The organism is Nostoc sp., assembly GCF_035638895.1.
Taxonomy (GTDB): Bacteria; Cyanobacteriota; Cyanobacteriia; order Cyanobacteriales; family Nostocaceae; genus Nostoc.
Genome location: NZ_DASQZC010000716.1, coordinates 1 through 10039, shown reverse-complemented (window position 1 = coordinate 10039; position 10039 = coordinate 1). Strand labels below are relative to the sequence as shown.

The following is a 10039-nucleotide window of genomic DNA, read 5'->3' as shown; positions in this document are numbered from 1 at the left end:
GTGTTTCCCTTTGACTCGAATTTTATCTAACTGGCGCACCCAAATGCGATCGCTGCAAAGCTGATAAGTAAATTCGCTTAGAATTATATCACAACCATAATCTTTAGTTACCGCTTCTAAACGCGAACTCAAATTTACGCCATCTCCAATTACGGTGTAATCCATGCGTTTGCGGGAACCAATATTACCCGAAACCACATCCCCAGAACTAATCCCAATGCCAATATGGATTTGTGGCTGCGCCTGGATAATTCGCCGTCGGTTAAATTCCTCTAACCGTTGTCGCATATCTAATGCTGACTGTACAGCCCTCCAAGCATGATTTTCTGTAAGTGGTAACGGCGCACCAAATACTGCCATTAAGGCATCACCAATAAATTTATCAAGAGTGCCTTCGTGGTTAAAAACCGCCTCTACCATCGTTTCAAAATACTGATTGAGCAGCAATACCACTTCGGCTGCACCGAGATTTTCTGTAAGTGTGGTGTAGCCCCGGATATCAGAAAACAAGATGGTTACTTCCTTGCGCTCACCCACCATTAAAGCATCTTCCCCTAAAGCCATGATTTGCTCGGCTACATGGGGCGTTAGGTAGCGGGACATGGTAGTTTTCATCCGTTTTTCCTGGCTGATGTCTTCTAACACCACCAAACCACCCCGGACACCGCCTTCGGGGTTCGTTAAGGGATTAACAGTGAGATTCGTACTGCGTTCTAATTTTTGCACCTTATTAGCAGTAAGAAACTCAGATTGGGAAGTGAGGGGTAGATTCCAGGGAATGAACACATCGGGGTTAGTGCGATCGCGGACTGCTAAAATTGAGTCCTGAGTCCTGAATTTTGATTCTTCAGTCTCACTTTTAACTTCTAACTCCTCACTTTTAACTTGAGAAATTCCTACTATCAAACTTTGCTCTGGCACATAATGTTTAGCTCCAGTTTTTAAACTATCTTCTAGCCGCATTTGGAGATTTTCAATAGGCACAACTTCCCAAACTAAGCGACCAATCAAATGTTGTTCCCATGAAAGCTTGTTGTTCTTACTATTAGCATTTCTTATAGCACAGCCCAGCAACTCTAACGCTGCATCATTAATTGTAACAATGCATCCTGCCATATCTGTAGAAATCACCGCATCTGATAAACTTTGTAAAATATCTTTTTGATACTGTTTTTCTAACAGCACATTTTCAAACAGACGAGCATTTTCTAAAGCAACTCCTGCCTGAATATTAAAAGCCCGCATAAACTCTTCATCAGAAGCGGTAAAACTGCTTTGTTGTTTATTAATTAATTGTGTAACGCCTATTAATTCATTAGCCGAATTAAATACTGGCAAACACAAAATATTACGAGTTACATACCCAGTTTTTCTATCTGTAGTCGGGTCAAACCGGGGATCTTTATAAGCATCGGAAATATTTAAAGCTTCACCAGTGGAGGCCACATAGCCAGCAATGCCACGGTTAGCGGGAATGCGGATTTCTATCAAGTTTGTGCCATCTGCCGCCGCAGCAACTTTCGTCCAGAGTTCGCTCATCTCTTTACGATATAAAAACAGTGTGCTGCGGTCTGCTTGCATTAAAATTCGAGCTTGCTCCATGACTATCTGCAAAGTTGCTTCTAAATCCAGACTTTGCCCCAATGTCTGAGTTGCCCGCAATAAAGCCGTTGCGCCTCTTTGATTACGAGCGGCTACATAAAAAGATTGGCAGCTTTCTAGAATAATACCAATAGAAGCGGCGAAGTCTCGAAAACGTTCTTCATCATCATGATTAAATGGAACATTTCCGGTTTTATTAGCCAGTTGCACTACTGCTACAGTCTGGTTTTTGCTACTGGTAACAGGCATACATAAAATATTATGGATTTTGTAGCCCATTTGTTTTTCAAGTTCTGGGCTAAATAAGGGATGAGTATAAGTTTCAGATATATTTAGATATTCACCTGTACTGGCAACATGACCGGGGATACCCACTGTGATGGGAGTCCGAATTTCTAAGAATTTTTGGGTATTATCTTGAGGAACTTTTGACCACAGTTGACCTTTGTCATAGTCAACTAAAAAAATAGCTGTGTGTTCTGCTTGCAGGATTTGACCAATTTTGAGTGTGATAGCTTCTAGCACCTTCTCCAACATAGTTTCTAGAGCTTCATTATTAATTAGTTCAATAGCTCTAAGAAATTGCTGGAACTCAGCAGTTATGAAGTCGAGTAAGCAAACAAATTCATTAACAGATAAGTCTTTAACACGACGCAGTAAGGCGTGAGTACGATTAACTTGAGTCAGTTCAGTTAATGTAGCCAAGACGCTGCCAGGGTTAGGGAGTGTCATGGGAATTTTAGATTTTAGATTTTAAATTTTAAATTTTGGGCATGGGGCATGGGTCAATAATAGTTCTTCTTCCCCTGCTCCCCCTGCCTCCCCTGCTCCCCTGCTCCCTCATCTCCCCACTCCCTACTCCCTACTCCCTGATTTTGCCAACTTTTCAGAAAATATTACCTTTTGATAGTAATCTAATAGCTGTCTGGTAGCAGATGGCCAACCCCAACTTTCTGCTTCCTGGCGAGCATTTTGACGAATGATGTCTCGTTGTTGTTTTTGTTCTAAGAGGCGAATAGTAGCAGCTAATGCTCCTTGAACATCTGCTGTTGGCTCAAAAAGATATCCATTTACCCCATCTGTGACGATATCAGGAATTCCCCCAGAACGGGCTGCTACTACTGGACAGCCAGCTGCCATTGCTTCTAGTAATACTAAACCTAGTGTTTCTGTACGAGAAGGAAAGATAAAGGCATCAGCACTCGCAAAGGCAGAACCTAATTCTTGCCCCATGAGATACCCAACAAAATAAGTATTTGTGCCAGCAAAGTGTTTTTGCAATGCTTCACGGTGGGGGCCATCCCCAACCAATGCTAACCGGGCTTCGGGAATTGCTTCTAAAATTGGTTTGATGCGCTCAATTTCTTTTTCAGCAGAAAGTCGCCCCACATAAAGTAGCAATGGACTTTCTGGATGATTTTGTGATAGGCGCGATCGCATCTCTACACTAGCTAAATCCGGGTGAAATAATTCCGTATCCACCCCACGCTGCCATAAATCTACACGTTCAATACCATGTGCTGTCAGTTCCTCCACCATTGCTGTGGAGGTACACAGATTCAAAGCAGCTTGATTATGAGCGCCTTTGAGCAGTTCCCAAAGAAAACCTTCCAGCATCCCCAAGCCGTAATGCTGAAGATATTGGGGTAAATGGGTGTGATAAGACGCTACTAAGGGTATTTTGAGAATTTTGCTATAAAATATCCCAGACAAACCTAAAACGGCTGGATTCACGACATGAATAATATCTGGCTTGAACTCTTCCAAAGCGTACCCAATGGCTGGGCGGGGAAGTGCCATTTTCAATTCTGGATACAATGGCAGAGGAAAGCCAGTAACGCCGTAAACTTTAGCGCCTTTGTGTTCTGTGATGCCTCCATCAGGGGCAATCACCAACACTTGATTACCACTGCGCTGTAAATGGTCAACAGTATGGCGCAGACGCGTTACAATGCCGTCAACCTTGGGTAAAAAGGTTTCGGTGAATAGGGCAATTCTCATATAAAACTATTCAGTCCAGGCAGATAATCTCAGCTTAGAGTGCATTTTGCTATTAAACCAGAGTAAACTGTCTCGCGTGCTGTAATCAATTCTGCACAGTCAAAATAACTATGGTAAACGCAAATTTAGTAATAGCTGGACGATACGCCTGATAAATAATAACTAATTGGTCGTCATATTGTGCTAAAACATGACGACCAGTGTTAAACCCACGATTTACTGGGGTTTATCCTAATTTCTGTGCCAAGAGACTTTGGGCAGAATTTGTTTGTGATCAACTCGCGTCTGATACTTGATGGCAAAGTTTAACAGAGAATCGAGTAAAGAATCAGAAAGCAAGTGAGGTTGTAAACCTAAATCGAGCAATTTAGTGTTTTTAGCGTTGAAGTAATGTTCTTCTTTCTCGACTCTGGGATTATCTAAGTGATTGATTTCTACATTCAATCCCATAGCGTTACCAGCTTTTTTCACCATCAATGCCAAGTCGCCGACGCTGAATTGTTCGGTAAATTGGTTAAATACGCGGAATTCACCAGCCTCGGCAGGGTTAGCGATCGCTAATTCTACACATCTGACTGTATCCCGAATATCCAAAAATCCGCGAGTTTGTCCACCTTTACCGTAGACAGTTAACGGATGTCCAATCGCTGCTTGAATACAAAAGCGGTTTAGTGCAGTACCAAACACACCATCGTAATCCAGCCGATTAATCAATAGTTCGTCCATCCCCGTTTCTTCGGTTAAGACGCCATAAACTACACCCTGATTTAAATCAGTTGCCCGCAATCCCCAAATCCGGCAAGCAAAGTGGATGTTATGACTATCATGGACTTTGCTTAAATGGTACATCGAACCGGGCTGCTTGGGATAAGGTAGGGTATCCTTGCGTCCATTGTGTTCAATGGTGATATACCCTTCTTCGATGTCGATGTTGGGTGTACCGTATTCGCCCATCGTCCCCAGCTTCACCAAATGACAGTCGGGGAAATCTTCCCGCATGGCGTACAGCAAATTCAACGTACCAACTACATTATTGACCTGGGTAACAACTGCATGTTCTCGGTCAATCATGGAAAATGGGGCCGAACGCTGTTCACCAAAATGCACCAGAGCATTTGGCTGAAATTGCTGTAATGTTTTATGGAGAAATTCGTAATTTGTAATATCGCCGATGAACAAATCGATAGATTTACCTGTCAAATCTTGCCAGCGCTGGAGACGTTGTTGAATTAGTGCGATCGGAGTGAGAGTTTCGACACCAAGTTCATTATCCCAATGCCGCCGCACTAAACTATCTAAAATTCCAACTTCATAACCTCGATTGGAAAGGTAAAGAGCAGTTGCCCAACCGCAATATCCATCACCACCAATAACCAGGACTTTCATCTTCACCAGTTTTTACTCGCTGATAGCTAAATCTATCAGGTTTGTGTACCCTCTCAATCATCATTCTGGGAGAGATGTGGATTTTGGGAGCAGCGAGCAGGGGGAAATGGTGGAAAATAAACGGAATTATCCTAACTTTTGTAGAGACGCGATTAATCGCGTCTCTACTCCTCACTCAAGACTTCGGAATGCGATACTGCTGGGCAATGTAATAAAAGAAACGATAGTAATTTTGAAATTCTTGGCTCTTGCTTCGTCCCTGCCAGTAGTATTTCACTTGACTCTGAGTTAGTGTCAGTGTCATTGAACTTACTTGTTGATCAACTTCTACAACCAGCACCCCAGACACTCCTTGGGCGGTTTGAAAGTTGGGTTTTATCTTTTTCACAGATTCTTGATCTGTAACAATAGAATTTGGTAACTGCTGACTTGCCCACCCCCGAATTTCCACTGAGTTATCCTGTGGTGAAAGAAACGCAATTCCATCATCATTTGCTGGTGCTGCTAAAGAAGTCCAGTTACTCGGATATGGAAATTCAAAGCCATAACGGGAGTTGCTATAAGTTTTCCAGGCGATCGCTCCAGCGTTAAAATTATTTGCAGTGCAACCCCACAAAATTATTAACAGGGCAATAACTCCGCTAACGCTGGCGGCAAACCGATAAATTCTTCGCCCCAAACTACAGATTTTATTAGCAGTAGCCATTTACATTACACATTTTGCCAAAGTCACTGATTTTATAGAAGTGCCAGAAACTCAGATCAATACCTTCGCCAATTTACTAGCTATTCTCGAATCCGTAAACTGCTGAAGAAACTGCATCACAAGAGCGCTCATTAAAAATTCAATAATATTCAGGATATTTACCATTCTCTTTTGTAGTTCTCAGTAGAGAAACTTATAAAAAGTGCTTTATCACACAATTTATGCACAGTGCATCTCAGACAGCCGAGCTAACTTTGGAGCTTTTTCACTTTCAAACCAACACATCTTTACAATTTCCAGCAAATCTTTCTGTAATTTGCATCGGTAAGCCAAACGAGCAAAAACCACCAGATATTGATATTTCTGGCTTACCAGATTCGGATGTGGCATCTCGCATCCACGCGCAAATTTGGATAAATGGGGATGAATACCATATCACCGATTTGGGCAGTTCTAATGGCACATATATTAATGGTGCGAAAATTCAACCTCAAGTTTTTTTCCCACTGCATCCAGGAGATAAAATTTCCCTTGGGCAAGGAGAAAAAATAACTTTCATGTTTAGGGTGCAGCAGCACTCTGCATCTGCTACAAAAAATCCTCCGCCAAACTCCGCGCCCACAAAAATTACAGCGCCTACCATCGGCAAAGAAGAGGAACAAGTAATCCTTGCCAGCAAGCTCATTGGCTTAGGACTAATCCTCGCAGGCGTTACATTTTTAAGTACAAGTATTTATGTGAGTGTCTACTTACGCAGCACACCTGGAATTTTGCTGTGTATCGGAGGTGTAGTAGCTCTAAATTGGGGTGGACGCGATAATCGAAAACTGGGATGGGTGTTGATTGGGGTAGGAATTGCTCTATTCATCGCCAGTGGTGTTGTAATGGGTTCTGTGTCCCTTTTCTCTTTGCTGGTGTCATTCGCTGGCATCTCTTGTGGATATCAGTTGTTTACAACCGGAAAGGTGTTCAACTTTAATCCGCTTACGCTGCAAATAGTTAAAAAATCAGCCAACTCAGGCAATCATTAAATAGCGATCGCTAATTCCCATTGAGGTTTCAGGTTTTGAGTGCCTAAGTCCTGATTAATTCTAAGAGGTTTATAGTCAGCTATTTATCACTCAATAAACAGTATTTCAGCCTCAAGTGTGAACAAATGTAACAAAATTGGCGTCAAAACGTTTTACTGTCTTGACAACCAATAGAAGAACCGATAAGTTAATATACATACCCGGGTAAGACCGTTAAAGAGTTATATGCAAACGCAAACTAAGCAAAAGGTCACTTTGTATTTATCGCCAGAGTTGCACAAACAATTGAAGATTCGTTCAGCAGTCGATTCAGAACCAATGTCAGAACTTGCAGAACGTGCCCTCGTTTTTTACTTATCTAATTCAGAATTGGTTGACGAGGTAGAAGATTCTTCTTATGGGCGGACTCATAGAGTTTATTCATGTCCAACTTGTGATAGCTCACTAGTATTACGTGATGGGGAACTGGTTGCTTTAGGCAATCAACCAGGAGTAGTTGGTCAAGCACATCTTTCCATTGATGAAATGGATGAGGATGAAACCTATCCCAAGGGTGAGGAAGAGTTAGTTCCTTGCTAGATAGATATTAATGATTCAGTTGTCTTTACCAGAAGCAATGTCTCTACTGTCTCTATAAGGTCTCAAGTAGGTCGAAGTATGAACCAAGAGCTCAAGATCCTAATTCAAGCTCAATACCCTTTAATCTACCTTGTGACCTCCGAGGAAGAGCGGGCCGAGCAAGCAATTTCCACAATCGCCCAGTCAGAGTTAAAGCCCCAGCGTCGAGTATTTGTTTGGACAGTAACACACGGGATTGTAGAGTATGGTCAGCCCCGGAATGTTACCCAACACAATACCGTGTCTCCAGAGGCGGCGATTGAGTGGATAATTCGCCAGAAAGAACCTAGTATATTTATTCTTAAAGATTTACATCCTTTTATTGATGCGCCTGCAACAAATAGATCGTTACGTGATGCGATCGCTAGCTTTAAAGGTACGCAAAAGAACATCATTTTGATGTCGCCAATGCAACAAGTACCTATAGAGTTAGAAAAAGAAGTTGTTGTTATCGATTTTACACTGCCAGATATGGCAGAGTTGAATAAAGTATTAACTCAGCACGTAGACCAAAACCGTGGTCGCCGTTTGACTACAGAAGCCAGAGAAAAGCTTCTTAGAGCAGCTTTAGGTCTAACTAAAGATGAAGCTGAGAAAGTCTACCGAAAGGCACAGGTAACAACAGGGCGTTTGACGGAAGATGAGGTAGATATAGTTTTATCTGAGAAAAAGCAATTAATTCGGCGCAATGGAATCTTAGAATACATTGAAGAAGATGAAACCATTGATGCTGTAGGTGGCTTAGAAGAGTTAAAAAGATGGCTCAAGCAACGCTCTAACGCTTTTACAGAAAGAGCGAGAGAGTATGGTTTGCCTCAACCAAAAGGGATGTTAATTCTCGGAGTTCCCGGTTGTGGTAAGTCATTAATTGCCAAAACTACTTCCCGACTGTGGGGTTTACCACTGTTGCGGTTAGATATGGGGCGAGTCTACGACGGCTCAATGGTGGGACGAAGTGAAGCAAACTTGCGAAACGCCCTGAAAACAGCAGAATCTATTTCCCCAGCGATTTTGTTTATCGATGAATTGGATAAATCCTTTGCTGGTAGTGGAGGTTCTTCCGATTCCGATGGGGGGACTTCAAGTAGAATCTTCGGCTCCTTCCTCACATGGATGCAAGATAAGAAATCACCAGTGTTTGTGATGGCAACTGCCAACAGAGTAGAACGCTTACCTGGCGAGTTTCTGAGGAAAGGACGCTTTGATGAAATTTTCTTTGTGGATCTGCCAACACCAGAAGAGCGGCAGGATATTTTCAATATCCACCTGACCAAGCGCCGTGAAGACATCTCTCGATTCGATCTTGAGCAACTAGCTAAGATGTCTGATGGCTTTTCTGGGGCAGAAGTTGAGCAAGCGATCGTTGCGGCAATGTATGAAGCTTTTGCCCAAGATCGGGAGTTCACCCAACTAGATATTATTGCTGCACTGAAGGCAACATTGCCGCTGTCTCGAACGATGCAAGAACAAGTAACGGCTCTGAGAGATTGGGCCAGACAGCGTGCACGCCCCGCAGCGTCCTCCGTAGCTGAATATCAGCGAATGGAGTTCTAAAAGCTTTCCTCTGCCATCCCAGGGGGAAAGGCTAGCTCTGAATGCTAGCAGTTTAAAAAAAGCCGCATCCTGCTAACGCGGCTTCGCCCAAAACAAACCGTTGTCGTTTTTCTCAATCTTCTCATTGGAGGAAACCCAAATGTCTCACTTTAGCACCCTGCGTACCAAAATCACCGATGCCGAAATCCTCAAGGCTTCCTTGCGCGACCTCGGTATCAGCGTAAAGACTGAAGCTGATGTCCGTGGTTACAATGGTCAGCGTGTTCGTTCTGACATCGTAGCTATGTTGGATGGCGAATATGACCTCGGCTGGTCTCGCAATAGCGATGGTTCTTTTGACCTAATCGCTGACCTGTGGGGCGTTGCTAAGAAGCACAACCAAACCGAGTTGATCAACTCAATCAACCAAAAGTATGCCGTTAACAAAACTTTGGCTGAAGTAAAACAACGCGGTCTGCAAAACGCCAATGTGAAGTTGGTATTGCAATAACAATTTCTCTGCGCGTTCCCAAAGCTGCACGGGTTAACCATATAAATAGCGGTTAGCCCGCTTTTTTATCGGGATTGAAATGTATTTCTCAGTCCCGATTTTTTATATTAGTAATTTTATTTCATCGTAGTAACATTTAGGACTTACGCATTGACAAAAAAGATTATCTATGTTGTCTAGAAAATGCGATCGCTGCTAAGGTTTGCAAAAATATGCTCACGTATAACTAATGTGAACATATTTCGTTGTACTTCGTACCAATTGCTAATTATTTTTTCAGACCGCATAAACTCCAATCTTCTTTCCTCATCTGGAACATACAAAATATAGTGCCTAGAGTCTTCTTTCTTGAAGTCTTTCCTAAACAACTTTATAAATCCAAATTTTTTCAGATGAGTTCTTAATCCTGACTCTGGAATCACCAGAGTACTTACCTGGCAATACTTATGCGGCTCACTTTAGACAGTTCTATTTTTTTCAATCCCGAATAGAAAACCCAATTTCTGCTTTTTTAGAAATTTTAAATTTTCTACTCCTGAATACCAGCTATCTCCTGTTACACAACTGGAACCATAATCTTGCCACCCTTTATTGGAAGCATAAGCTTGCAGCTGCGGCAAAGTTATGGGTAAAGTCACAAAAAAGCCGCCA

Annotated in this window: 8 protein-coding genes and 1 pseudogene; 4 read left to right on the top strand and 5 right to left on the bottom strand. The window is 42.4% G+C overall.

The genetic code is table 11. From position 1 onward, the window contains the following. The 4 genes from VE944_RS33930 to VE944_RS33915 form a co-directional block, all read right to left on the bottom strand. The coding region (locus VE944_RS33930) for a GAF domain-containing protein (protein ID WP_324988171.1) at positions 1–2334 on the bottom strand (2334 nt) is incomplete at its 3' end. 123 nt (positions 2335–2457) lie between these two features. Next, complete coding sequence (locus tag VE944_RS33925) at positions 2458–3603, bottom strand: glycosyltransferase family 4 protein (protein WP_324988168.1); 1146 nt, start codon at positions 3601–3603, stop codon at positions 2458–2460. A gap of 231 nt (positions 3604–3834) precedes the next feature. Further along, on the bottom strand, positions 3835–4989 hold the full coding sequence (locus VE944_RS33920) for an NAD-dependent epimerase/dehydratase family protein (protein WP_100899423.1): 1155 nt from the start codon (positions 4987–4989) through the stop codon (positions 3835–3837). Positions 4990–5164: 175 nt separating this feature from the next. Then, positions 5165–5695: a hypothetical protein gene (locus tag VE944_RS33915; protein ID WP_324988164.1), complete on the bottom strand. Its 531-nt coding sequence runs from the start codon at positions 5693–5695 to the stop codon at positions 5165–5167. A 221-nt stretch (positions 5696–5916) separates the two neighbouring features. Here VE944_RS33915 and VE944_RS33910 point away from each other — a divergent pair, with 221 nt between their 5' ends. The 4 genes from VE944_RS33910 (at position 5917) to VE944_RS33895 (ending at position 9388) form a co-directional block, all read left to right on the top strand. Beyond that, positions 5917–6726: an FHA domain-containing protein gene (locus VE944_RS33910; protein ID WP_324988161.1), complete on the top strand. Its 810-nt coding sequence runs from the start codon at positions 5917–5919 to the stop codon at positions 6724–6726. A 225-nt stretch (positions 6727–6951) separates the two neighbouring features. After that, the gene (locus VE944_RS33905) at positions 6952–7305 is read left to right on the top strand and encodes a slr0373 family blue light stress response protein (protein ID WP_324988158.1); all 354 of its coding nucleotides are present in this window, start codon (positions 6952–6954) and stop codon (positions 7303–7305) included. Positions 7306–7383: 78 nt separating this feature from the next. After that, on the top strand, positions 7384–8898 hold the full coding sequence (gene ycf46, locus VE944_RS33900) for a stress-responsive protein Ycf46 (protein WP_190730587.1): 1515 nt from the start codon (positions 7384–7386) through the stop codon (positions 8896–8898). 139 nt (positions 8899–9037) lie between these two features. Beyond that, positions 9038–9388 carry a DUF1257 domain-containing protein gene (locus VE944_RS33895; protein ID WP_012407317.1) on the top strand — a complete coding sequence of 117 codons (351 nt, stop codon included), beginning with the start codon at positions 9038–9040 and terminating at the stop codon, positions 9386–9388. A gap of 176 nt (positions 9389–9564) precedes the next feature. Here VE944_RS33895 and VE944_RS33890 read toward each other — a convergent pair. Further along, positions 9565–9948: pseudogene (locus VE944_RS33890) on the bottom strand (IS701 family transposase); the annotation flags it as partial. Between the last annotated feature and the right edge of the window lie 91 nt (positions 9949–10039).